The sequence below is a fragment of the Hydrogenophaga sp. FW305-3-2-15-A-LB1 genome, from assembly GCF_058787875.1.
The window spans coordinates 1-24,542 of record NZ_JBYTAE010000014.1; the positions used below are offsets into that span (position 1 = coordinate 1).

Consider the following 24,542-nt stretch of genomic DNA (forward strand, 5'->3'; position numbering starts at 1 on the left):
GCATCGCTGGGGACCGTCCGCCTGACCACTGGCTTGCCTTGCCTCTACCGTCAAGATGGGATGGCTGGCCGCTTACGTACTCCCAGCGGATATCGACCTTGTCGTTGTTCGAGTCAGGTTCAAGTGTGACGGCAGACCAAGTTGTGTCCGTCCACAATGAGTCGAGCAGGCATATGAGAGTCTGCACGGCAAAGCCGCGAATAGCTTCTCGTCCCCCCATGGCTAGGTCTCAACTTCGAAAAAGTCCATGGCCATCCGGCCCCACTGATTGCGGGTATCTTCTAGGACTCGCAGTTGCTTTTCACTGCCTGCTTCATCTTCCATGCGGGCCCAGGCCGCCACAAGAGAGAGGACCTCTCTCGCATACTTCCCTTCAGGCCCGTCTTCTTCTGCTCTCAGGGCCTCGAAGAGCCTGGCGTGAACCGGGTGACGGGTGTTGAGTGTGATTAGGATGACGCCGCCGGCCGTAGAGACGTCGAAGATCAGAGAGCCAGGCAAATCGGCATGCCGAAAACGGAACTTGATCTTCTTGCTGACGTAATCGACGGCGATTGCTTGTGCTTTCGCCTCTTCAACGCCGTCCTGAACGATGCCAGCGGTCAGTGCCGACGCGCGGTCGCTTGGAGGCGCATGCTCCTCTTTGTCACTTTTGCCAGTGTCGCCGACCCGCTCTCGACGCCTCGCAACCGAGTCAGTAGCCGCTTTCTCAGCTCTGTTCTCTGGGCGCTCCCTCTTCGTGTGGAGGCGCTCGCCCTCTCGCATCGTGGCCACCAGCGTACGCATTGACTTCAGGACCTTGTCGATTTCAAGAGTAATGCGATACATGGCAAGCCTCGGATCACGGTCCTGCTCCAGCCGCTCTTGGTAATCCTTGACGCTAAGCCCTTCCTCAAAGGCGTCATCCTCGAGGCTCAAGCGTGTGAATCCTGTGGCCGTTTGCTTGTTGTTGGTGACGCCGAAAACGTCATCCAGGCCTGGCTCGAATTGAACCTCAACCCCCCACCACCTTTCGCGGGTGTCGTAGGAGTTCGTGAAGCTGAGATTGAGCTCCAGTTCTCGCCTAGCTCTCACGACGGATACGCCCTGATTCCTGTGCGCGTGCTGCCCGATGGCTTTACTCCCCCCTTCCCGTCTCGTCTCCGGTTTGCAGATCGAAGCGACGATGGTCACAGGGTGCTCGGCACCACCGTATGCCACATTCAAGATAATTGGCTGGCCGAAAGGCACGAAGGCAGGGTTCTGGTTGAACGGTTCGGGCGCATTCGTCCCAGACATGAGGTAGAGCGGATCGTTCTGCCGGACGTAGCTTTGATAGAGGGTCAAGTTCGTTTTTCTCTCGTACGCGGCGAGACGGATTCGAACGGATTCGTCGTTCAGGAAGTGCCTATAGACCCGACCACTGATGAATTCGGTGTGTCTAAGCAAAGTCGTACTCTGCTTCCAGGAGATACGGTCCAGCTCACTCCAGACGACCAAGGTACCATGCTCTTGGATATCGCCAGCGATCAGCGTTAGCCAGTCTTTCGGGATCTCGGAAACCTGCGGCTCCGGAACATCAACCAAGGCGCCGGCCTGAATCTTCTCCACGTCCAGGTAGGCATGATGGACTTCTCCGCTCTGCCAAGTCCAAACATCCACTCTCTTGCACTGGGATATCGAGGAATTGGGGAGCCCCATACCAAACTTGCCAATGCCCTTCTGGTTGGCCTTGTCTAGCCGCGATCCGTTGCCAAACTGAAGAGCCTTCCTAAGAGAGCTCTTACTCATGCCACAGGCGTTGTCATATACCGCGATGCGGGAGATTTGACGACGCCCTTTAGCCGAAGCCTCCTCGATGCAGAGAACCTCGACCTCAGTTCGGATTCCGGTTTCTTCTCCTGCTTGGATCGCGTTGTCGATTAGCTCCGCTAGCGCGTGTGCCGTGTCCCGATAGCCGGAGCTTCGCATTGCCGAGATGGAAAGATTCTGAGGAATGATTGGGAAAGTCATTGGCGTCTTATGGGTTCAAAGTTGACCATGTGTTCAGAGCCTCCACCCAGGCCACATCGGCTTGTGAGTCGGCTGTCACGATCAGTTTGAGGGGCGGCAGACTGGGGGAACGGCCCTGAACAAGCCTTCCAATCGTCGAGATCATTGCTGCGCGTGACTTTGTCGGCGCGGCCATCACACAGGCTGAAATTGAGATGTGCTCGTTTGCGCTTCCAACAAGTTGAAATCCATGAATGCACAAGACCTTTCCATATCTCCCGACGAACCTCTGTAAAGCTAGATCGCGGGCCGCAGCAGACGACTCTGACGTGATCGCTATAGCCTTTACGCCGTGGACGAGCAGAAGACCGGCAAACAACCTTGCTTGCTTGGCCGTTGTCGCATAGAAGACAACGTGCCCTGGGCCGTTGCCCTCCCGCTCCAAGATTTCCAGCAAACGCTCGTTGCGTTCGACGTTGTCGGCGAGCTCGCTTGCATAGGCTGGATCCACTTCAAGAGCGCATTCATCGATTAGCGCTGCCGGGGGGCTTTCAAGAACGCTGGTCCCCGATGGCCCCGTCAAGTTCACGACCGAGCCGTCAATGGCCCTGAAATCTCCAGCAGTGCGGAGCAACTCCAAGTCGTTCCCGGGTTCGACAGTGATGCTTTCGTCGGGAAAGGCTTGCTTCAAGGAAGTCCGCACAGGTCCCTCAGGAAATGCCGCTCCGGGCGTAGCGAGCAAACCGACCAGGCTAAATCTGCCACCGGATGACATTCCTTCGACGATTTCCTTGCCCACAGGGTGGACTCGATTCTCGGCATCGGCAAGGATGGCGACCGATGTGAAAGAACCAAGCTTTACGAGTGCGGGATCATCCTTGCTGAGGCGGTGAACATCGATGACAGCGATCGAGCCGCCGAGCTGGTCCAGGTCGCGCGCTGGATGATCACCATAGAGCTGGTGGATCGTGATGTCACGCGATCCCAGCTGATGCCACACCTCCTGCAGCTCCATGAAGGCGTCCTCGCACATAGCTGCACCTGGTGCTAACCAAACAATCGACCTGTCATCAGGTTCTGACCGATAGAGATCGAGTGCGGCCGTAGCAACTAGCCGAAGCTTCCCTGCGCCAAATGGCATATGCACCAAAACCGATGCTGGCGGGCGCTCAATCGTCCGACGAAGCTTGCGAAATGCCTGCAACTGATGGTTGTGCAACCTATGAGACGCGAGGGCTCGTTGGGATCCTTCGGAGGGACTGGCCCCCTCCTGCGGTCCAACAGCTTCCACCCCGTACCAGCGATCCAGATGTTCGAAGTATTGCGGTGCGGCGTTGAAATCAATGGCCTTAAGGGTTCGAAGCGGCGTGATAACTGGCAACTGGAGAAGCTCGCACAGCTCCGTAGCCTCGGCACCTTCAAGCTTGGACAGCAAGAGGGAGCGAACGTCCTGTCGACGCAACGCTTCGCGTTCGCCATGCACATTCACAACGAAATATGCCAAGCCCATTTGGCTGGTCACGTCTGCTCCCAGCCTGCTCAGCAGTCCCATGATTGAGGGGTCAAGCAACTGACTGAGTGCAGCGGTGTCGCTTCTCGCAAGATGAGTGGCGAGCCGCGTCACCTTGCCCACATTCAGCGCCTCTCCCGGCACGGAGCTTTCCGGAGCGTCAGGAGGTGCCATGCGCTGCTCCTGAAACGTTGTCGAGCGATATCGCCATCACAGCTTCTGTTATCTCATCGTCGGAAAGAAACGGCGCTTGTGCAAACACTAGGCCCTGCTCACCGTTGAGCTTGGCGGCCAAGTGCCCGCGGCCCAGCAGCAGCTCGGCGCCCGGCCGATCCAGCGCGATTTTGGAAGTCGCTTCGCTGGATACCTTCAAGATCAACCGGTTACCCAGGTTCTCGCGAAGCTGCATCGGCATCACGTCCTTGTCGGGGCGCTGCGCCGCGAAAATCAGATGGATGCCGGCCGCGCGCGCCTTCACGCCCAGCCGCTGCACGGCCGCTCCCACCGCGCCCTTGTAGGTGTCGTCGAGCATCCAGTCCGCGAACTCGTCATGGACCAGAAAGACCATGGGTAGGCGTTCTTCGGCCAAGACTTTGGCGTTGTAGGCCGCCAAATCGCGCGCGCGGGCCTTGGCAAACGCGCGATAGCGGTCCTCCATCTCCTGCACCAAAGCCTCGAGCACCTCGCCTGCCTTCTCCTTGGTGGTGACTATCTCGTCGCGCATGTGTGGCAAGTCCGCCAATGGTGCGTAGTCGACGCCCATCTTGGGGTCAATCAAGATGAGCTGCGCCAAGTCTTTGGAGTTTGTCGCAGCGATGTCCAATATCAACGCCTGGATCAGGACCGACTTCCCGCTGCCGGTCGCGCCGGCCACCAACGAATGCGGCTCGTGGGACGAGAGCCCGCCGAACTCCGCGCCGAGGTTCAGATACAGCAGCGAGCCGTTGATCTCTTGGAGGCCCAAAAGGAAGGACGTGTTGATGCCGGCGACGTTGCGGTTGAGCTCGCGACGCGACCAAAGCTCCCAGAGCGACACGGCCTGCCGTTTGGAGCCGGCGACCGTCACCACAATCTCTCCGGGTTTGGGCTGGACAGTGACGAGGTTGATCGCGTGCGTGGTTAGAAGCTGCGTGCGCTTGTTCTCGATGTCCTCAACGCGCAGCCGGTCGGAGCCTGCTAGGCGCACCAGGCAGCCATTGGGCGTCAGCCGAGTTCCAAGGATTGCCGCCTGCAGCCCGTAGCTGTTGAGCGCGGCCTTGAGTTTCTTGGTGACATCTTGGGCCCACTCCTCGCGATCGGCATCCGACTGCGCGCCGCCAGCGAATTTGGAAGCGACGAGCTCGGATAGCGCGGCCCCGAGGCTGGCGGATAGGGCGGGCGCCGGCGCCGAGCCCTGGGCTGAAGCGGGCTCCGCGGCGTAGGCTTGGGCCGGGCTTTGCGCAGGAGCCGCATGCTCTTGCGCTGGTTTGCTGGCCGGAGACATCGCGACGACCCCTTCGGGCTCCGTAGCAACTTCGATGACGGCGTCGGCAAGGCCGTTGGCGAGCTGGCCCATGGCAGCGAGCCAAGGAACGCGAGGCGCTGGCTTCTTGAAACCGTGCCCTTCCCAGGGTTGATAGGGTCCCAGCCCCGCGCGGGCATCGAGCCCCCCCGCTCCCTTGGCGTAGGCCTCGACGAGCTTGCGAAGGTCTGGGCGGTCGAAGACCTCCTGCCAAGCATTCACCCCGTCGGACTCCTCCAACAGCTCCTGCTCGGAAGCCGAGGCCGAACCGGCGTCCGAGGTATGGACGTAGACGTGGGAGTAACCGCGCAGCGAGATCTCCATATCGCCTTCGCGAAGCTTGGCGCGGGCGCGCTCCATCAGCCCCGTCATCCCTGGCGGGATGTCCGCGTCGATGAGCATGTCGGCGAGGCGGGCGAGCCACACGTCGCGGTCCAACCGGCCGGGGTCTCCGAAGAGCGCCTCGCGGAACATGCCGAGCGTGGCCAGCAGTTGATCCTTGGAGTCGCGGCGCGCCTTGGACAGCCCGTCGGCGCCAACGTATTTCGATTCGACGATGGAGATGACCACGCGGACGCCCTCCTCCCGCTCCTCGACGTTGAGAGCAAGGATGTCGGCGATGCGGCTCTCAGGCTGCGAGAGCCAACTCGCGTAGTCGTCGAGTAGGAAGTAGGCGGTCAAGACCTGGCCCCCACCCGCGGCGGCCCTGAACTCTTCGGCGAGCAGATGGCGGCTGAGCACCAAGCCGATCATTTCGCCCGCCGAGACGCCGCGCTTGGCCGCCCGCAGCACGATGTCGCCGGAGACTGAGAGTGCATCGCGCTTGGCCTTGTCGGCGGCGGCTTGGACTTCGGCGGCGTCGAGCTGCAGATTCAACTCATCCAGGCGGCGGCGCACCAACACGCCAAGCAACCGGAGCTCGGAGGTCGAACTCACGATCATGTTGCGTCCGTTGGTGGAGCCTCGGCGATAGCGGACGACGGTGATGTCGTTGTGCTGGAGCTGGCGCTTGTCGAGCAACTCGTCGTAGGTAGCGACCCATTCGGCCAGGTCGTGAGCGTCTTTGATCATGCCGGCGAGCGCCGGGCTTTGTAGCGAGATGCGCCGGGCTGGCAAGTAACGCTCGCCGGGCAACGCATCAAGCTGGCGGCAGACGGCGGCCACCGCGGACATATAGGCCCATCCGGAGGATGTTTGCCACGGGCAGGCCAGGAACGTAGTGGACTTGAGCTCGTTCTCGCCCGAGACGCTGCGATAGGACCATCGCGAGGGGGCGTGCTCCAGGTTCGGCCGATCGTTCGTCCAAGGCACAGAGAGCCATTCGGACTGCGCGGCCCGAGAAACCACGTCATGCAGGAAGGCCACATCGAAAGCTTTAAAGCCCTGAACGCTCTCGCCGGGGGTTGCCGATATCGGCGTTACTGAGATGCGCAGCTTCGAGATGAAGTTGTCGCTGGTCTCGCTGACCACCGGCAGGTCCGGGTCGTCGCCGGCCTTGTTGACCAACTCACCGTACACCCTTCGGAGCTTCGCTGGGTCCGAGTGACGCACCGACACGCTGCATTGGAGCTTGCCATCCTCCTGAATCGCGGAGAGCTCGCGAACGGTCGCCAAAGGCAGCTCAGCCGCGTCGGCGTTGTAGAGCACGACACTGAGATTGGAGGCCTCGTGAGGCTGCAAACCAACGTAGCGCTCCAAGAGCTCGCGCGCCTGCTTGGCAGCGGCGGCCGGATCCACGTCAGTCATTGCGTCCTGGTTTCCGCGCGTTGGCGACTCCAAGAGGCTGTAACCGTTGACCGTGCTGCTCTCCGACACAAGCATCGGTGCACCGGCCCGGTTGAGAACGGCGATCTCCGGATAGAACGGATGGGCGATCTCGTCTGAGAGCTCGCGCATGAATATCTCGCGATCCCCATAGAGGATGTTGCCGCTCGATAGCAAGTGGGTGGCGAACCCCGCAACGCGGCGCGACTTAACAGCAAGCGCCTTCATCCGCTCAGGGTGCCAGGGTGGAACGATCAGCGCGGGGTTGTCTCCGGCCACGCGGGCAGTACCTACCGTGAGGATCTCCGAGACCAAGCGGGAACGACACACATCGCCGCGGGCTTGGGTCCCGAGGGTCGACATCAGCGCGCCGAAGGACTCCGCCTGCTGCAAGACGGCTTCGCCGTGCAGGCCGGTGGAGATGAAGTCCTCCATCGCCTTGATGTAGTTCTCCTCGAACTTGTCCCACGCATTTCGGACCTCATCGCGCTGCGACGGGGTCAGGTAGCCGTCGTCGGCAAGATCCTTGATCCGCGTCTTGATATCGTGTCGCAGGCTGCGCAGCTTGTTGGCCGCCGGCACGAGGGAACCCGCGTCGGTCGAATAGGTCGCCTCCAAGGTGCCGGTGTCGAGCAGAGAGACGTTTTGCACCCCACCCTTCTTGCTCACCAGGCGGCGCGGAACTTCCGTGCAACCGACCGCGCCTTTATCCAAGAGGCGACGCATGTCCGCGACCATCGACAGCCCGATCGAGGTGGGCTTGTAGCTCCATAGCAGCTGGGTCTTGGCCAGCACCGCCTCCTTGCCCTTGACAACCTGGATCAGCGCCACGTCGAACTTGATTTGCAACGCCACGCGCGAGAGCGACGAGCTCGGTCGGACCTTGTTCTTCTTGTCGTTGCGCAGCTCCTTCTCCTTGGCGAAGAAGGCTTCGTAGTCGAAGAGCGGATCAGGCAGGCTCGCGTTGCCCAAGCGCTCGACCTTCCAATCGACCTTAGAGCCCATGAGCTCCTTCAAGCCGCGGTACATCGCGGAGAAGTAGCTGCCGGCGTCGTAGTTGAAGCGCTCGCGCCATTCCTTGCGGCCCTTGGTCACGGTGAAGCGCAGGATCCGCTCGCCGTCCGCGTCGCGCAGGCCAGCATGGAGGCTGTTGACTACGCGGGCGAAGCCGTCGAAAAAGTCGTTGCACTCGATGGGCTTGCCGTAGAGGGCCTTCTCCCAACGCGCACAGAGCTTGGCGTCTTGCTCGAGCAGCCGGCGGCGCTTGACAAAGAACTCCTCGTCCTCCTCGGTGAAGTCGGAGCGGCGCTCGCGCGACTTCAAATCCTCCAAAAGCTTGCGCCCCTCTTGGTCGAGCGAGTTCTCCTGATCGCAGTCGTGATCGAAGAAACGGACCGTCGCATCAGCCAAGCCTAGCTGTTTCTCCTTGGGCTTGTCGAAGGCCAAGTAGACGCCATCGGCTTCCCACTCGAACTGCGCCAGGGCGGAAGCGGCCTCCTGGTCTCCCGCGGGAGCGGTAGCGAAAGCGTCGAGTGCTAGGCGAGCAGCCTCGGCGATCTCCGCCGCGTTGGCCTCAATGCGCTCGTTCAACTCCTCCGGATCCAGCGGCTGGCCGTTCTGGCGAAGCTTTTTCAGAAGCGGCGCGCGCTGAGTCAAGAGCTTGGCGAAGGCCTTCTGCCAGGGCTTACGAAGCGCCCCGAAGCTTCTGGCGTTGGAGAAGAACGCGCTGTCGCGGGGGAGCCCCGCGCGCGGTAAAGCGAATCCAACGGCGTCGCGGATGGCCAGCCCTCGGGTGGACATCGCCTCGACGATCTCGGAACAAAACTCGCCGAGCTGCACGAGCGACAGCTCGGAAGACGTCAGCAAGCCGCCCAGGGCGGCATGAAACACCAAGCGATCCTCCGGCACAGGCGACTGGCCGCCCGCATGCAAGGCCGCCTCGACCCAAGGCTCGGGATCAGCGCGCATCTCCTTGGCGCCAATCGCCATCACATGCCCCAGCGTGTCAGCCAAGTTGTGCTCGTTGCCATTGGCGGTGAGGATTGCCACCTTTGCAGTCGCAGCGTTGTTGCGAACGTAGCCTGCGTTGTGCGAAATCAGGATCTCGGTCGGCAGGCCTTGGCCGTCGACCAGCGCTTCCGGGATCATCAAATCCACCCGAGCACGAAGCTCTGGGTTAGCGAGGATGGCACGCGCGACGGCGGCAATTTGGCTCGACGAGAGCTTGTCAAGCCGAAAAAGCGCCACGGAGTCGCCTGGCTGACCTGGATTAGAAATGCGCTTGGCGAGGATGTCAGCACCGACACGCCCGATGATGCGGTCGGTCAGCATGTGGACTCCCCCTTGAACGCGAACGGGTTTTCAACGAACGAACAGGAGTCAGAGAGTCTACGCACCAAGCCCAATCCGACGAGTCGGGCTTCGAGGTTGTCACGATTTTCGCTGAGCTCCTCTTGGTCGACGAGCTTCGCATCGACTAGGCGTGCTCCTTCTGCATCGCCGAGAACCAGGCCATAGCGCTTCTTGGCTTCAGCCAAGAACTCGTCGAATTGCATGCGATCGTCGACGATGGTGACAACCAGCGACTTCAACAGCCGGTCGTTGGGCGCGTAGCGGGTACGCCGTGAGAGGCGGCGGGAACTCAGCCCGATCGCCCGCGACCAGGAGGTATGGATCTTTCCGACGTGCTGCTCGTGGCGCGCAAGCGCAAGCTCTGTGAGCCTGAGTAACAACGCATCGGGGTTTTCGCCTGAGTAGTCCTCGTCGTCGCCCACGTCAGCCGAGGGCCACTGGAAGCGCTCGCGCATGAGCCTCACGCGTTCTGCCTCAGGAAACTCGCTTGAGGCGGCCTCGGCCCAGCCGGCATCCATGCGAATCCCCTCGACATGGGCGCGCACCGCCTTCGCGGGCAGGCCTTGGTTGAACTGGTAGCTGTCGCCGGAGAGCACGCGAACTTTCGTGCGCTCCTTCGAGACTATCTCGCAGACGATCTCAACTGGATCGTCGTCGCCGGCAACGCGCTTGGCCCGCTCTAGGAAATAGAGCAGCATATTGAGGCCAGAAATGGCGATAACGTGCTCCAAGGCGTCATAGATCGGCATGTCTTTGGCCAGGATAGATAGCCAGTCTTCGCAGATTTGGTCGAAGCGCGGGTTGGCAGCCTCGGGTAGATAGCCCGATTGCCTAGAGTCGTCGGCACGTTGCGGCAAGCCTTGCATCGCACGGGCGAGCCGATTCATTGGCGCCTCGCGATCGAAGAGGCGCTTAGCCAGCAGGTCGCCGAGCTCTGCGCCGCGCTTGGCCCGCGTGAGCATCATGTAAAGCAGTTCACCGGTGCGCGCGAAAAAGCGCCGGTCGTTGCTCATCTTCCCCTTGGAATCGATCTCCAGGTCCTCGTAGAGGGCATCGGGACCGAAAGGAAAAACGAACTTCGAACTCCAACGTTTGTTGCTACGCGACTCAAAAGACGACGAGCGCAGAAGCTCCACAGCTTTCGCGAAGTCATCGAAGCTAGCGAACGAGTGGCGCAGGTAAGCCATATCGTCAACGCCGTCGCCATTGCCAGTCGAGCCCAGGGCGAAGCGCTCGAACCACTGTCGCCATTTCTCTTCGTTGGACTGCGCACTCTCGGAGATGGACTCAACGTAAGGGTTGTTGAATAACAGACCGCGAAGACGAATTTGGCGCTGCGGCCGGAATTTAAAGGCTCCGCCAAGGCCTTCGTGAGGGCGCAGCGGCTTATCAAGGTTTGCACCCAATGCGCCGAGGAACTCAAGCACGGTCAAATGCGGGAGCTGTTCGTCGTAGAGGCGGTGCCCCCAGATGTTCTCATCGACACAGAAGTCGACGCTTTTGATCTCGGGGCGTTTGAGGACGGCGCTCATGAAGGAGCCCTCACGGTCACTGGGCGGGTGAAGCCGCGGCCTCCTGGTTCGATGTCGATGAAATTCAGCGTCAGGGCCGAGGCTTCTCCGCCAACCTCGTCGTCGTCGCCGGCAAAGCCGGCCTTGCGCACGTTCTCGGCCTTGCGCAAGAGCTTCGCCTTGAATGCAAGCAGGTCTTCGAGGCACTCATTGGAAAAGCTCGCTGGTAAAGCACCGTCAGCTACGCGCGAGAGGAACTCATGCCGGATCGGCGTGAGATCGAAGGTGACCGAGTTGCCGGAGCCTGGCGAGAGCGACACGTCGAGCTGCGGGCGGCCGGTCTCGTCGTCGAGCTTGATGGCCATGCCCATACCGCCTTGCCTGCGCGAGGGCGTCTCGTGGTCGCAGAGCACACTCACGCGGCTTTGTGTGAAACCTCCAGAGCTGGCGATGAAGATGCGGTCAACGTTTTCCAAGAGCAAGCCGGTCATGACCCGATTGAGTCCGCGGGCGATACGTCCACGCGTGGCGTCGCTCACGGCCCTCTTGTCCCTAAGGGATTCAATAATGTCCAGGTAGTCGCCTGCAAAGCGGAAAGCCGTCATCGACCAACGAGGGTAGCCCGGCTCGGCTTCGGGCAACGAAAAGTAGAGCCTGCGGCGCTGGTCCTCCAGCATCTCCATGAACTCAGTGGAGCCACCCTCCAAGCGGGCGCCTTCATAACCTTCCAGATAGGCGTCTTGGGCAGCTTGAAAGTCCGCCGTTGCGCCATACACCGGATCGATAGATACCAAGCGCGCAAAGTCAGCTTGCAGTCTCACATCGTCCTTGCCATAAACCAGCAGACCGTCGGCGGCATTGGTTGTCTCCTCGCCGACGCCAAAGCTCGCCATCGCCTTGAAGACGGGGCGATCGGAGGCCCGGCGTTTGGGCAGGTTAGCCCCGAAAACGTTGGCGTAGATGCTGGCCTTTCCGATCTGCCCTACCTCTTGGATCTTGGCGACCTCGGCGCAGGTCATCAGGTTTTCCTTGGCCAGCTTGGCATCGGCATAGCCGAGAACCATGTTGGAACAGAGGGCAAGCAGGTCGCGCACAGGAAGATGCAGCCCGTTAAGGCGCGCGATCTCAACCAAGTCGCCGAGCCGGCGCGCGAGCTGCCCGCCATCACCTTCACCGAGCAGGCGGCGACGGTTCTCGTCTATTGGGCAGATTTTGCCATCGGCCTTCATCGTGCAGCGCGAGCAGTTGCTCCATTCGGGATGCCCGGCCACGGACCTGGCGACTTCGTCGAGCGTCTTACGACTGGTGGAACGGCTGAGGTCAAAGACAGCCAAGCGATCGGGAGCGGGGCCGGCTTGCAGAAATCGCTCCTGCAGGGGTTTGCGGAGAGGATGGACACGCTCCTGCCTTTTACCCAGGTCGCGCAGCCGGTCAAGGAGCTGGCCGTGGTTAGCGGCCAAGATCACGAGTTCGGAGTCGTCACCTCCTAAGACCGACTTTTCAAGGCGCTGCAGCGGCAGGTCACTCTCCTCGCCGTTGAATTCGGAAAGATCTTTGATGAAAACCGCCAAACGCCCGTCGGGTAGCTGATGCTCCTTTACGTTTTCCTTGCTCGCCCAGACTTTAGGGTCACCGCCAATGCGCGCCCAAAGCGCTCGGCAGTGGTAGGTCTTTCCATCACCCGCAGTTCCCGCGATCAGAAGTGAGCCCGGCGCCTTGGATTCAATATGCTTGACCATGTCGTCAAGCAGCGGCGTCGTCAAGCTGATCGGCTGAATCTTGGCTCGGTCCAATGCGCCTGACACGTATTCGTCAAACATCGTCAGGTTGTTCGGCGTCGGACCATAGCTGCGAAGGAAGCGAACCCATGCATTGGTCGGAGCAGCTTCAATACCGCCCTCGTTCGGCAGACTATTTTTGTTCATCGCGGACTCCCCATCTAATTTTTCCTTCTACGTAGCTCGCTCTTGCCCTGGATTTCGACGAGCCCAGTCGACCTTGTCTTCATACGCGACCGTCGCGCCCAGCTGTAGCACGGAACGCGGGTGCACTATTGTGCGAGCCGAACGCGCGCGTCCTGATACACCTGACGTGGATACCTGCCCGCCACCACATTTGCGACGTGCCATTGCGTAGCTAATCGCTACCCACACGAAGCCGCTCCCCCAAATCGACAGTAGCAAACTGCAGCCCACTATGACTACAGTTGAACGCGCTCCCCCCTCGCGCAAAACCGTGGATTGATGTTTGTAACATCATTGCACAATCATCCGGCTCTCCGATTCCGGGTTTACTTTTGAGTTGAGCTGTACAGCCGTGACTTTTTTCGCTCCGGCTGCCGATTTGGACAGGTAGATCCCGCCGTCGACGACTTGCTCCCCTCTCCGAAGGAACAATTCTCTGCGTGGGCCATCAGGACATTGCACGATCGGTGGAGCAAGGGTGGGATTCGAAAACTCCAATCCGATCGAGAGGCGCAGAAGGGCTCTTCTGTTGTCTTTCTTTCCGGCGTCCAGAGAGCCGTTGGCGGCCAGTTTTTTTGAAGGTATGGTTGGCGTCATCCGGCGCAAAAAAAGCAAGCGCCTTGTGTCCGTCACCGACGAAGGCGTCTTCTATTAGGAGCCTGCAAAGGCCCACCGCCAGCTGCCTCCGGTGATGCCTAGCGCTTCAACAAAAGCCCCTACAGAAGCGCTCGCTCCGATCTCCGGCCAGAGATCGATGAAATCAGCACCGGTAGCGATTTGCCGGCACCTTTCGAGACAGACTAGGGATGACATTCTTCCGGGCGGACTCAAACGCCTCCCAGTCAGCAACCTCTAGGAGTGACGGAATCGTGATCTGCTCTCCGATGTCCAGCCCAGCAAGTGCAGCATCCACGGATGTTGTCGGCGGCAATTGGAACGGCGATATACCGGGCATCAATGCACGTCCAGCAGTCGCGAAATAGGTGGCATACGCAAGATCCATCCCCAATTCTGAGGATGATCCATATCAACTTGGCTGTTTTCCCCCTTCGGCACCCCTTTACGGGGGGCGTGCATAAGCTAACAATGGGATGAGGTGTGAGGAAGGGTACAGGATGTCAAGGGCCTTTTCAGAACTTGAGATAGTGGTCCAGCGCGATGCCACGGACGCGCTTCAGGTGACCGCGCAGCATCGGATCGATACGGCGAGCAGCATCACACCCATCACGCGCATCGACCTGGACCCGCAGGACCCCGTCCTGTACAGCGGCGACCCGGCCGCAGCAGGTGCGCTTCTTTCGAAGGCCATCTTCTCATCGCCTCACCTGCGCGAAGCGTTCACCATGGCGAGGGCCTACTGCGCCACGCAGAACCTGTTTTTGCGCGTACGGATGCGCGTGGACCCGTCTGCCTCGGCACTGCACGCAATTCCCTGGGAAACCATCACGCATCCGGTGGACGGTACGCCGCTTCTGCAGGACGCAGACTGCGTTTTCTCTCGCTACCTGTTCAGCCGCGAGTTTCGCCTTCCCAACCTGCGAGCTCGCCAGCAGGTGCAGGCGGTCATTGCCATTGCCAATCCCACAGGCTTGGACGCGGCTTTCGACCGGGTACAGGTCGCGATGGAACGAGACGTCGCGGCCACTTCACTCTTCGGGGTGAATGCCGCGATGCTGGCCACGCCCGGCGCCGCGACGCTGGCCAACATCCTTGACAAGCTGCGGGAAGGTGCGGACATCCTGTACCTGGTGTGCCACGGCGCAATTGGCCCCCCGGGTCCGGCACTGTGGCTGGAAGACCCGGACGGCGGCGCTGCCCTGGTGCCCGCGCAGGAACTGGCCGCGGGCATTGGCGCTCTCGACCGATCACCCAGCTTGGTCGTGCTGTGTTCCTGCCAAAGCGCGGGCACCGGTCGCAACCGCAATACGCTCTCGGCCGTCGGACCGATGCTGGCGCAGGTAGGCGTGCCCGCGGTCGTCGCGATGCAGGGCAAGCTGTCGATGGCGACAGCACAAGGTTTCATGCAGGTGTTCTTCCGGGAGCTCTCGGACCATGGGGAGGTCGATCGCGCGGTTTCGGCCGCTCGCACCTCGGTCATGAACCAGCCGGACTGGTGGCTGCCGGTGCTCTTCACGCGGCTGGACAGTGCGCGCATCTGGTATCCGCCCGGTTTCGGTAAGGTGGTGGACGGCCACGATCCCTGGCGCGGTCTCATCGACAACCTGAAGGCCGAACGCTCTACCCCGATCCTGGGGCCAGGCATGTGCGAGTCATATTTCGGCACGCGCCGCGAGACCGCAGCGCTCTGGAAGGAAACGTACCGCTACCCCATGAACGGAGCCGATACCGAGGATCTGCCGCGGGTCGCGCAGTACATGGCCGCCACACGCTACCGCGCCTTCCCGCGTGACGAGTACATGAAGTACCTCTACCGTCGAATCGTGGACAAGCACAGTGCGCACCTGCCTCCAGAGCTCGCCGCACTGTCCCCCGCGCAGATGACCGAGCGGCTGGTGGAAGTGATTTCCGCCGTCGGCCAGGCCCTGCGCCAGGGGCCGGGCGGCGATGACGATCCTTATGCCGTGATGGCCAGCTACCGCCTGCCGGTCTATGTCACGACGGACCCGAGCGACTTGCTGGTGGATGCGCTGGCCGAGCGCGCCGGCGTGAGGCCGCGCGTGCGTTTGCTGCGATGGAACGACGCGTCTTCCCGGCGCGACCAGGAGTACGTGGACGCCACGCCGAAGGACGCGCCGACGAAGCCCACGCCCGATTTCCCCATCGTGGTGAAGCTGTTTGGCGACCTCGCCGAGCCGAAGTCGCTGGTGATCACGGAGGACCATTTCTTCGACTACCTCACCCAGGCTGCATCGACCCGGGACGCCGTTCCTCCGTCAGTGCGCCGGCGCCTGTGCGACGGCCCGCTACTCTTCGTGGGTTTCCAGCCCGATGCGTGGGACTTCCGCGTTCTGTTCAGGAGTTTGCTGCAGATCGACGGTATGGACTTGAGCGCGGATTACGAGCACTTCTCGGTACAGGTGGACCCCAACAGCATCCTGGACCCCGCGAGCGCCCGACGCTACATCGAGAAGTACCTGCAAGCCAACGGCAACCTGCGTCTGTATTGGGGCGACGTGTCGACCTTCCTGAGCGAGCTCCGGAACAACTCCGGCGACTGAAATGAGCGTGCCCTTCATCGGCCCTGCACCCCTGGGAAGGGACCAGCAGCTCTTCGGTCGCGATGCCGAAGTGGAGGAACTTTCCTGGCGAGCGGTCGCGGACCGCATTGTCGTGCTCTATTCGCCATCGGGCGCGGGTAAGACTTCCTTGCTCACGGCCGGCAACGGCCTGCTCGCGGACCTGGGTCGGCGCTTCCACACGCCCGCCGTCCTGCGCGTGACTGGCTCACCTCATCAAACGCTGGCGCAACGCCTCATGAGCCAGCTGCAGGCCGCCGGAAACGGGGACACGTGTGAAGGCGACACGCTCACGGACTACGTGGGGCGCATCCAACTGCCCGCGGCCGATCCGCCACTGCGGCTCCTGCTGGTGATCGACCAGTTCGAGGAAGTCTTCACCTGCGGTGCAGACGTGTCCGCACAGGTTACTTTCTTCCGCGAGCTGGGTGAACTGCTGCGACGCGAAGGCAGTCCGGTGTGGCTGATCGTTAGCATGCGGGAAGAATATTTTTCGTGGCTCGACCCCTTCCGCCACCTGGTGCCCTCGCGACTGGCGAACACGTTCCGCCTGGACCTGTTGACCACCGAGGAAGCGGTGAAGGCGATCCGCGGGCCGCTGCTCCAGCACAAGGTCGAGATGGCCGAGGCCGGCACGCCCGCGGATGCGGCGATTTTCATCGTCAGCGAACTGAGCAAGGTGCGTGCACGCGGCGCAGACGGCAAGCTGACGCTCGTCGACGGCAGGACGGTGGAACCCGTGCAGTTGCAGGTGGCTTGCGCCAACATCTGGCAGCGCCTGAGTGCGTCCGGCCCTGTGCGATCGCTTTACACGAAGGATCTGGAGGGCTTCAAGGTCAACGCCGCGCTACAGGACTATTGCCACGCACAGCTGGCCAGATGCACACCCGATCCCAAGCGCGCGCGCGTAGTCATGGACTGGATCGATCGTCGCCTTCTTACGCCCAGTGGCCTGCGGTCGCCCACCCTTGTCGATGCGTTCGATGCAGGTGAGCCCACGGCAGAAGAGCTGCGCATGTTGCAAGAAGCACACCTGGTTCGGCGCCTGTCGAGGCAGGACGGCGAGTGGTACGAACTGTCGCACGACAGCATGGCGTTGCCCATGCGCGATTGCATCGAGGCGTGGCGAAGCAAGAACCTGGCGATATGGCAGCAGCTTGCGCGGTCGTGGCAGCTGGATGGTGAGAAAGATGCCTACTTCAAACGCCTGAGTCCGGCTAGCCGGGACAGCATTCCACTGGAAGAATCCGAAGCGTGTTCGGACGTGGAAGCCCGATTCATCGATGGATTCCGGACCTATCGGGGTCTCGCTCGTGAGACACGGCGCAAATACCTGTTGTTGGCGCTGCTGCTCGCGATAGGCCTGCCCGGGGGCGCTTGGATGCACTGGAACCAGCTGCAACTGCAGGCGAAACTTGTCTGGACCCGGGACATCACCGCAACGCAGGCGAATCTGTTGGCCGTACTCGGCAACAAGCCTCAACTCGACCTTGCAAGCCTGGCCGCGGTCGCGGGCACGCACCTAGAGCAGAGCGACCCCGCACTGATCGCGTTCGACTTCCAGGGCATGCTGGGCGAACTGCTGTACCGCAGCCGTCATGTCGAAGCCATAGAGAATCTGGGCGGCGGCAAGTCCATTTACCTGTCGTCGGACGGCTCGTTCAGAGCCGTGGCAGAAGCGGGGACTGGCCGCTACGACGTGCGCATCTTCGAAGGCAGCAGCGACGGCGCCGTACTGCAGCGGGTAAAAGAAGTGCACCCCCTCGGGGTGCGATCCATCCTCATGCTAGGTGACATGCTTGCCACTGGCGGAGACGAAGGCAGTGTCGCGCTGTGGGATGCGCGTACGCTCTCCTTGTTGAAGCACGCAGTGCCAATGACGGGCAGGTCCGATCACCTTCCGCTCATGCGTTCGCCCGTGCGTTCGCTCGCGTGGGCGGACGGCATGCTCTATGCGGGAACGGAAAAGGGGATCGTTTCGGCATGGACGGTGGATCCTCGTAGCTCGGTTGAGCCCGTGCTGTCGTGGACGCACCGCGTCCCATCTCGGGTGACGGGGCTGGGGATCCTGAGGTCACCGTCGCTGCCCACGCGCATTGTGGCGGCCGACTTGTCCGCCAACGAACAGGTCGTGATCATCACACCACCGGCGCAGCCCGGCGGCGTGACGAGCGGGAGACAACTTGCTGCGATGCCTCGGGAGGAGAGCGCCAAGGGCGCCTTCTACAGTGTCGTGGTCAGTCCCGACCAGAAGGAGATTCTTGCCGGTAACCGAGGGGGCAAGATCCACGTGTGGGACGCGGCGACAGGTGCGCATCGGCGCAGCTTCGTCGCGCATACGGATGCCGTTTCCGACATGCGGTTCCTCAAGGACGGACGGCTGCTGTCCGCTGGCTGGGATGGGCGACTGCGCGTCTGGGACTGGAGGTCAGGTGACGTCGGAGCACCCACCTCGCTGACCATGCTAGAAGTGCCGCGTCAGCTATTGAGTATCGCCTTGTCGGCATCTGGCGCACCGGCATATGTTTCGACTGAGAACGGCGATATCTACCGCATAGCGCTTGGGAAAGAGAGGCATCCGCTGGCCCGCGAGATACTACCCGGTGCTTCGAATGGCAGCATGGACTGGGCCGGCAAGGGCTTCGTCGCTTCGCGTGGTGGTGAGTTCATCACCGCACGACTGACGGACGGGCAAGGAGAAACAGCCTACACGTACCAGGCCCGGGGGCCGATCGAGACCCTGGTGCGCGCGCGCGAAAGGGGTGTGGTGTTTGCAGCCGACAAGAAAGGCGTATTCGCGTCAGACGGTCAGGCGACCACGCTCGCTGCGCTGGAAGGGCTCGACCTCGGGTCTGGTGAAATCGAGTCCATCGCCGTGTCTGACGACGCATCAGTGCTACTGGCGCTCACACAGATCACCCAGCCGCTATCGCGCTCCCAACTACTGATCTGGTCCATCGACGGATCCGCAAAGCGTGCAAGCCCCTGTCCGCAAGTTTCCTTCCCCGGGACCTTCCCGTTCCGCTCGACACGACTAGCCGCGTTCCGGCCCGGGACGCGGGAGTTCGCCACTGTTGCTTCGGATGGCGTGCGGTTCTGGCGCGTGGGCACCCAAGGCGGCTGCGCCGTTGAGTCGATCGAGGCTCTTGTGCCCAAAGGCCTGCCATCCAACGAAATTGGTGCCATCGCCTTCAACCCGCAGGGTGACACGCTGTGGGTGGCCAACTTCTCTGGCCATATCTTCAGTTTCCCGCTGGTAGGCGAACAGAAAATCAAAGTATGGAAGAAAGATCCGGCGAGCGTGCCCAAGCGGCTTGCTGTCAGCCGCGCAGGAGATATTGCCGTCAGCGACGACACAGGACGGCTCTACGTCATCCGCCCCCACAAGCGAACGCCACTGCAAATTGCACAAGGGTTTCACAACTCGGCCGTTGACTCGCTGGAAATTTCGCCGGATGGGGATTGGCTTCTTTCTGCGGGTGACGGCGGTCTGGCGCTGTGGAGCCTCAAAGCGGACACCTGGATCGAGAAGGCCTGCGAGATCGCCAAGCGCAAGACATTCAGTGATGAAGAGACGCGCGACCATTTCAGCAACCAGGCCACTGCTCCGCGCAGTTGCGGCCGCCCCTGATCCGACGTCCAAGGAGAAAAATCCATGCCCAAGAGAGACCTCCCCGCCATACCTGCCTCTTACTACCTCCTGAGCGTCGATGCGGACGCGCGCGAGGTGCCCGACCCGCAACTCCCGGGCGGCGAAACGAGCGATGCCGTGATTGAGGCCGTCAAGGCATCGGCCACCACCGACGTGTTCATCTGGAGCCACGGCTGGAAGGGCGACGTCCCCGGCGCGTACGAGCAGTACGACAAGTGGGTCGGCGCATTCTGGAGCCTGCCCACTGACCGCGAAGCGATGCGCAAGGCGCGGCCGGACTTCAAGGATCTTCACGTGGGCTTCCATTGGCCAAGCCTTTCATGGGGCGACGAAAAGCCCGTCTCGGGCGACAGCTTCGCCGCGGGCGGGGTGGGCGTGCAGGCGATGATGGCGGAGTACGCGCAGGCTCTCGGCGATACCCCAGCCGTGCGCGCGGCGCTGACCCAGCTGTTCGATGAACTGCGCACAAACGCGGCAGCATTCGTACTCACGCCGAAGATGCGGGAGGCCTACATGGCGCTCAACGAGGCGCTCGCGCTTGGCGCGGGCGGCGCGCCTGGCGCGGGTGCCAGCGATCGCGAGCCCTTTGACCCAGACAACGCACTTCAGGACGCGCCCGATGGCGTTTCCTTCGGCTTAGGCGGGCTGAGCTTGTTGCTCTCTCCCCTGCGGCAGCTCACGTTCTGGACCATGAAAAAGCGCGCCAACCAGGTCGGCGAACACTATCTGCACGGGTTTATCGCGCGGCTCATGGCGACATGTCCTGGTGTGCGCGTGCACCTCATGGGCCACAGCTTCGGCTGCATCGTCATGAGCTCGGCGCTGGGCGGCCCGGGCGCCGCGGCGTCGCTGCCACGACCTGTCACCTCATGCGTCCTGGTGCAAGGCGCGATGTCGCTGTGGGCATACGCACCAAAAATTCCGTTCAAAGAGAAGGTCGCGGGGTACTTCACGAAGGTGCTGGTCGATGGAAAGGTATCGGGACCCATCGCGACCACAGTGTCGAAACATGACCACGCTGTTGGCAAGCTGTATCCATGGGCCGCGGGCGTTGCAGGCCAGGTCGCGTACATGGAGAACCTTCCACAGTTCGGTGCCATTGGTGCGTTCGGCATCCGCGGCACCACGGCGGCGCATGAGCGCATGCGCCCAGCGAACGAAAGCTACGGCTTCAAAGCCGGTCACATCTACAACGTTGAAAGCAGCGAATACATTGCCAAGGTCGACGGCGCGTCGGGTGCGCACAACGACATCGCGGGACCGGAGGTCGCACACCTCATCTGGCAAGCTGCACTTGCGGGGTAGTCATGACAGACGACACCACCCACGAGAACTTGTCGTTCGGCATTGATGCGAAGACGTGTCGTCCGATCCAGCCGCCGCAAACGGCCGACATGCTCGGCCTATTGCAGGCCGGCGAACAAGGGTTGGCCGCTGCCGTGGGCGCGCCGGTTCCTGCCTTGGAGGTTTTCGGCGTCACGTTCGGCAACAACGCGTCGAACCTGGACGAAGTCGGCTGGGGCCTCGTATTCGCGGTCGGAGTGGACCCAGCGCCCCGGCTTGACGCGCTTCACGCCCTCGTGGCTTTGCGAAAGGCGGAAGCAGGCACAAGGTTTCGCGTCTTCTCCGGCGCGGACGGCTGGCGGCCTGGCGAAAGCGCGAGCCATTGGCTTGTGCGGCACGGCTCATCGCTGAACATCATCGACCCCGACGACGGCGTGCCTTACTACCTCGTCATCATCGGGCCGCCGAACGAGGTTTCTTTCGAGTTCCAGTACTCGCTGGACCTCTCGGCGGCTGTGGGCCGGATCGACTTCCCGACGCTGGAAGAATACAAGGCGTATGCAGCCAGTGTCGTCGGATTCGAGACGGATGCGGCGAAGAAGACCGCGCGAAGGCTAGACATCTTCGCGCCCTGCCACGACTTTGACCGCGCCACGCAGCTGTTCACATCGCAGGTTGCGGGCCCATTCTGCGAGGGGGTTGACAAGCGCCCGCCGCTGGGACAGAAGTTCGGCTTCGGGATCCATCCCGTGCTGGGAGACGACGCGACCAAGGACGGGCTCATCCGCACCTTGCGGCAAGGCGATCCTTCTTCCATCCTGCTCACCGGATCGCACGGCATGGCATTCGAAGCGGACGATGCGCGCCTGCCTTCTTGTCAGGGCGCGCTAGTGTGCCAGGACTGGAACGGCTACGGCGCGATCGACGAGCGACACTGGTTTTCGGCGACGGACGTCCCGGGAGATGCGAACGTGCACGGCCTCATTCATTTCTACTTCGCTTGCTATGGAGCCGGATCGCCCGAGTTCGACAACTTCAGCATGCCGCCCGGCTCCAAGCGCAGCGCCCCCGCGCCGATGACGGCAAGACTTCCGCAGCGGCTAATGACATTGCCGCAAGGCGGCGTACTGGCGACCCTGGGCCACATAGACAAGGCCTGGGCGTCGAGCTTCCAGAACGACAAGGGTGTGGCCCAGACTCAGCAGTTCCGCGAAGTGCTCGAGAAACTGCTCGCGGGCCTTCGTGTGGGCGATGCGGTGGACCGGTTCAACCTGCAGTGGGGTGTGTCGGGCACGAAGCTGACGGAAATCTTGACGAGAAAGGTCTACGGTGGCGCCGTGCTTGACAGCGAAATGCTCGCTGCACGCATCGCGCGGGACGACTGCCGCAACTACGTGGTGCTGGGAGATCCGGCTGTACGCTTGCGACCGATGTCCGCTTTAGCCTCAGCGAAGTGACCCCCCGATCGACTCGAGCGTCAAGCGATCCTGCAAGAAATGATGAATGTGATTTGATGGACACCGGGAGGCAATCGCTCATTTATTCGGCCGACGTTGTGAAGGCAGCCTCTGCCAGCGATCGGTCCAAAGACGTCCACAAGCGTCCAGGACAACCCCCTAAAAGCCCCGTAAACACTAGCGTTACGGGGCTTTTTTGTTTGCGGACGTCCAAAAGCGTGCGTTGACAGCCACAAGTTTCTGTTGGTATGGTTTTGGGTATTGATGAGGGTCGGCAGGGATTCATGTAAAACTCAGCAGAAACAGACCTAAGTCCCTGTCACGGTGGGATTTTTTGTCATTTTCCTCCCGCCCACTTCGACATCCTTCACAGTAGCCAAATCGGGCTCGACCGGCATCGCAGTCAGCCGCTCCAGCATGCTGGCCACGACCTGCTCTTGCGCGGTGACGCTGGACCTGGCCGTCGCCAGCGCCAGTTCCAGCTGCTGCTTCGCGGTGAGCAACTCGTCGACCTTGGCCTGCAACTGCTCATTCGAAGTGCTGAGCTGCTGGACCGCTGCATCCTGCTCCACCAGGCGCCGACCCAACTCCTCTATACGCCTTTGCGCAAACCCCAGTTCATCCTTTAGCGGCCGCAGGCCCCGCGCCTCTTCCCTGACCTGATGCAAATCACCCTGGGCACGCGACAGATCGCCCAGCAGGCGCGCGTTATCCTGAAGGGCGTGCACGCCTTCCTGCTGCTTGGTAGTCAAGGTCTCGTTCACGGTGCGCACCTCGGCCTGCAGGTACTGCACCTGCTGCTCCTGCTTGCGCTGGTCCTGGTCGCGCTGCTCCTTGCTGGATTGCCGGAAATGCTCCAGCGCCTGGCGCGCATGTTGGTGCTTTTCTTCCAGGGATTGGCGATGGCGTTCTTCGGCCGCGAGCCGCTCCTGCAGGTCGACCACCTGCTGCGTGAGCTGCGTGCATTCCAGGGTCTTGTGGCTCAGCGCTTCGCTGGTTTTGCCGTGAGCGGTCTTTTCCTCGGCCAAGGAGCGCTGGGTGTGCTCCAGTTGCTGGCGGGTGGACTGCGCTTCGGTTTTCAGGGCCGCGGCGACTTGCTCGTGCTGCGCGAGCTGCTCGGCGTGCCGGGCCTGCGCCGCAGTGACCCGCTCCTCCGCTTCCTCGTTGACGCGCTCGGCCAGGCGGCCCACCAGATCCTGGATCGCCTCGCTGATGGCTACTCGGGTGCCGGTGGCCCCACCTTCCTCTTCCTCGATCTCCTTCAGGTAGCGATGGATTGTGCTCTTGGAGCCGGTACCCAGCTCTTCGCGCACCGCATCGATGGACGGGTTGCGCCCCGTGGCCCGCAATTTATCGCGTGCGCGCAGCACTTCAGATTTGTAGATCCCGGCTCTGGCCATGGCTTAACCTCTTTTTTCGTACTACGGTATGTACCATGATATTACATACTATTTTAGGACCTCATGAATTGAGGGGTTATCTACATCTCACATTGGGTAATGGGAGATTATCCAATGTGACGCCAGTTTTGCGCTGATCCGGCCTGCGCCCTGGTATGCGTGGGCGTAGATCGGCCCTTGTAGACGTTAGCGAAAAAATCAGCCCTGCGGCCCCCAGCCTGGCGACGTGGGTTGACGGAAATATGTCTAAATAGGCATAATCGAGGCGATGTCGAAGCAAACCCGCAAGCCCGTGAAATGGGTCAGTTCCGCCAAGCGCGACCTCGATGCGATGCCGGAGGATGTCAAAGACGTTTTTGGCCATGCCATCGACCTGGCGCAGGCCGGCGGCAAGCACCAGGATGCAAAGGTGATGACGGGTTTCGGTTCGGCCGGCGTGCTGGAGGTGGTCGAGGACCACCAGGGCGACACCTACCGGGCCGTCTACACCGTCAAGTTCGCTGGCTGGGTATATGTCCTGCACTGCTTCCAGAAGAAGTCCAAAAGCGGCATCGCCACGCCCAAGCCGGACTTGGATTTGATCAACACCCGTCTGAAGGCCGCGAAGCAGGATTTCGAGGTTTGGCAGGCACAGCAAGGAGCACGCAAATGAATGAACACACAAGCATCACCATCGAAGCAGGCAGTACCAACGTCTATGCCGACCTGGGTTACACCGACGCGGCCGAGATGCAGCGCAAGTCCCAGCTCGCCGGCGAGATTGCCCGTGCGATCAAGGCGCGCCGCCTGACGCAAGAGGATGCGGCGACGTTGCTGGGCATTGATCAGTCCAAGATCTCGCGCATCACGCGCGGCCAGTTCCGCGGCGTCAGCGAAGCCAAGCTGCTGGAGCTGGTGGCCAGGTTGGGCCACGACGTGAAGATCGTGGTCGGTCCGGTGCGGCGCCGCGCCGGCAAGATCGAACTGCAATTCGCTTGAAGCG

13 protein-coding genes are annotated in these 24,542 nt (G+C 61.7%); 6 read left to right on the top strand and 7 right to left on the bottom strand.

The genetic code is table 11. From position 1 onward, the window contains the following. Positions 1–222: 222 nt before the first annotated feature. From AC3WPZ_RS06110 to AC3WPZ_RS06135, 6 genes are all read right to left on the bottom strand, one after another. The gene (locus AC3WPZ_RS06110; RefSeq protein WP_492438637.1) at positions 223–1,989 is read right to left on the bottom strand and encodes an ATP-binding protein; all 1,767 of its coding nucleotides are present in this window, start codon (positions 1,987–1,989) and stop codon (positions 223–225) included. Positions 1,990–1,996: 7 nt separating this feature from the next. Next, positions 1,997–3,652, bottom strand: coding sequence for a DEAD/DEAH box helicase (locus tag AC3WPZ_RS06115; RefSeq protein ID WP_492438639.1), 1,656 nt, complete (start codon positions 3,650–3,652; stop codon positions 1,997–1,999). Further along, positions 3,639–9,074, bottom strand: coding sequence for an FtsK/SpoIIIE domain-containing protein (locus AC3WPZ_RS06120; RefSeq protein WP_492438641.1), 5,436 nt, complete (start codon positions 9,072–9,074; stop codon positions 3,639–3,641). Before AC3WPZ_RS06120 ends, AC3WPZ_RS06115 begins: the two co-directional genes overlap by 14 nt. Next, positions 9,068–10,627: a hypothetical protein gene (locus tag AC3WPZ_RS06125; RefSeq protein WP_492438643.1), complete on the bottom strand. Its 1,560-nt coding sequence runs from the start codon at positions 10,625–10,627 to the stop codon at positions 9,068–9,070. The genes AC3WPZ_RS06120 and AC3WPZ_RS06125 overlap by 7 nt, the downstream gene beginning before the upstream one ends. After that, positions 10,624–12,531 (bottom strand): hypothetical protein, encoded by a 1,908-nt coding sequence (locus AC3WPZ_RS06130; protein WP_492438645.1) that lies wholly within the window; start codon positions 12,529–12,531, stop codon positions 10,624–10,626. Before AC3WPZ_RS06130 ends, AC3WPZ_RS06125 begins: the two co-directional genes overlap by 4 nt. Positions 12,532–12,861: 330 nt before the next feature. Then, complete coding sequence (locus tag AC3WPZ_RS06135; protein ID WP_492438647.1) at positions 12,862–13,185, bottom strand: hypothetical protein; 324 nt, start codon at positions 13,183–13,185, stop codon at positions 12,862–12,864. Positions 13,186–13,715: 530 nt separating this feature from the next. On the opposite strand from AC3WPZ_RS06135, the gene AC3WPZ_RS06140 reads away from it, so the two are divergent. The 4 genes from AC3WPZ_RS06140 to AC3WPZ_RS06155 are packed head-to-tail and all read left to right on the top strand — an operon-like array spanning position 13,716 to position 22,160. Beyond that, positions 13,716–15,749: a CHAT domain-containing protein gene (locus AC3WPZ_RS06140; protein ID WP_492438649.1), complete on the top strand. Its 2,034-nt coding sequence runs from the start codon at positions 13,716–13,718 to the stop codon at positions 15,747–15,749. A 1-nt stretch (position 15,750) separates the two neighbouring features. Further along, on the top strand, positions 15,751–19,398 hold the full coding sequence (locus AC3WPZ_RS06145; RefSeq protein ID WP_492438651.1) for a WD40 repeat domain-containing protein: 3,648 nt from the start codon (positions 15,751–15,753) through the stop codon (positions 19,396–19,398). Between the two features lie 24 nt (positions 19,399–19,422). After that, positions 19,423–20,724: a hypothetical protein gene (locus AC3WPZ_RS06150; RefSeq protein ID WP_492438653.1), complete on the top strand. Its 1,302-nt coding sequence runs from the start codon at positions 19,423–19,425 to the stop codon at positions 20,722–20,724. Between the two features lie 2 nt (positions 20,725–20,726). Then, positions 20,727–22,160, top strand: a complete 1,434-nt coding sequence (locus AC3WPZ_RS06155) for a C25 family cysteine peptidase (protein WP_492438655.1) — start codon at positions 20,727–20,729, stop codon at positions 22,158–22,160. 308 nt (positions 22,161–22,468) lie between these two features. Here AC3WPZ_RS06155 and AC3WPZ_RS06160 read toward each other — a convergent pair whose 3' ends face one another. Then, on the bottom strand, positions 22,469–23,560 hold the full coding sequence (locus tag AC3WPZ_RS06160) for a DNA-binding protein (protein WP_382157933.1): 1,092 nt from the start codon (positions 23,558–23,560) through the stop codon (positions 22,469–22,471). A 268-nt stretch (positions 23,561–23,828) separates the two neighbouring features. Here AC3WPZ_RS06160 and AC3WPZ_RS06165 point away from each other — a divergent pair, with 268 nt between their 5' ends. Then, the gene (locus AC3WPZ_RS06165; protein WP_382157931.1) at positions 23,829–24,212 is read left to right on the top strand and encodes a type II toxin-antitoxin system RelE/ParE family toxin; all 384 of its coding nucleotides are present in this window, start codon (positions 23,829–23,831) and stop codon (positions 24,210–24,212) included. Next, positions 24,209–24,538 carry a helix-turn-helix domain-containing protein gene (locus AC3WPZ_RS06170; protein ID WP_382157929.1) on the top strand — a complete coding sequence of 110 codons (330 nt, stop codon included), beginning with the start codon at positions 24,209–24,211 and terminating at the stop codon, positions 24,536–24,538. Before AC3WPZ_RS06165 ends, AC3WPZ_RS06170 begins: the two co-directional genes overlap by 4 nt. The last annotated feature ends 4 nt before the right edge of the window (positions 24,539–24,542 follow it).

Coding starts and splice junctions, on each gene's coding strand:
- AC3WPZ_RS06150 (WP_492438653.1), top strand. CDS start 19,423: ATGCCCAAGAGAGACCTCCCCGCCATACCTGCCTCTTACTACCTCCTG.
- AC3WPZ_RS06115 (WP_492438639.1), bottom strand. CDS start 3,652: ATGGCACCTCCTGACGCTCCGGAAAGCTCCGTGCCGGGAGAGGCGCTG.
- AC3WPZ_RS06125 (WP_492438643.1), bottom strand. CDS start 10,627: ATGAGCGCCGTCCTCAAACGCCCCGAGATCAAAAGCGTCGACTTCTGT.
- AC3WPZ_RS06145 (WP_492438651.1), top strand. CDS start 15,751: ATGAGCGTGCCCTTCATCGGCCCTGCACCCCTGGGAAGGGACCAGCAG.
- AC3WPZ_RS06170 (WP_382157929.1), top strand. CDS start 24,209: ATGAATGAACACACAAGCATCACCATCGAAGCAGGCAGTACCAACGTC.
- AC3WPZ_RS06120 (WP_492438641.1), bottom strand. CDS start 9,074: ATGCTGACCGACCGCATCATCGGGCGTGTCGGTGCTGACATCCTCGCC.
- AC3WPZ_RS06155 (WP_492438655.1), top strand. CDS start 20,727: ATGACAGACGACACCACCCACGAGAACTTGTCGTTCGGCATTGATGCG.
- AC3WPZ_RS06110 (WP_492438637.1), bottom strand. CDS start 1,989: ATGACTTTCCCAATCATTCCTCAGAATCTTTCCATCTCGGCAATGCGA.
- AC3WPZ_RS06165 (WP_382157931.1), top strand. CDS start 23,829: ATGTCGAAGCAAACCCGCAAGCCCGTGAAATGGGTCAGTTCCGCCAAG.
- AC3WPZ_RS06130 (WP_492438645.1), bottom strand. CDS start 12,531: ATGAACAAAAATAGTCTGCCGAACGAGGGCGGTATTGAAGCTGCTCCG.
- AC3WPZ_RS06160 (WP_382157933.1), bottom strand. CDS start 23,560: ATGGCCAGAGCCGGGATCTACAAATCTGAAGTGCTGCGCGCACGCGAT.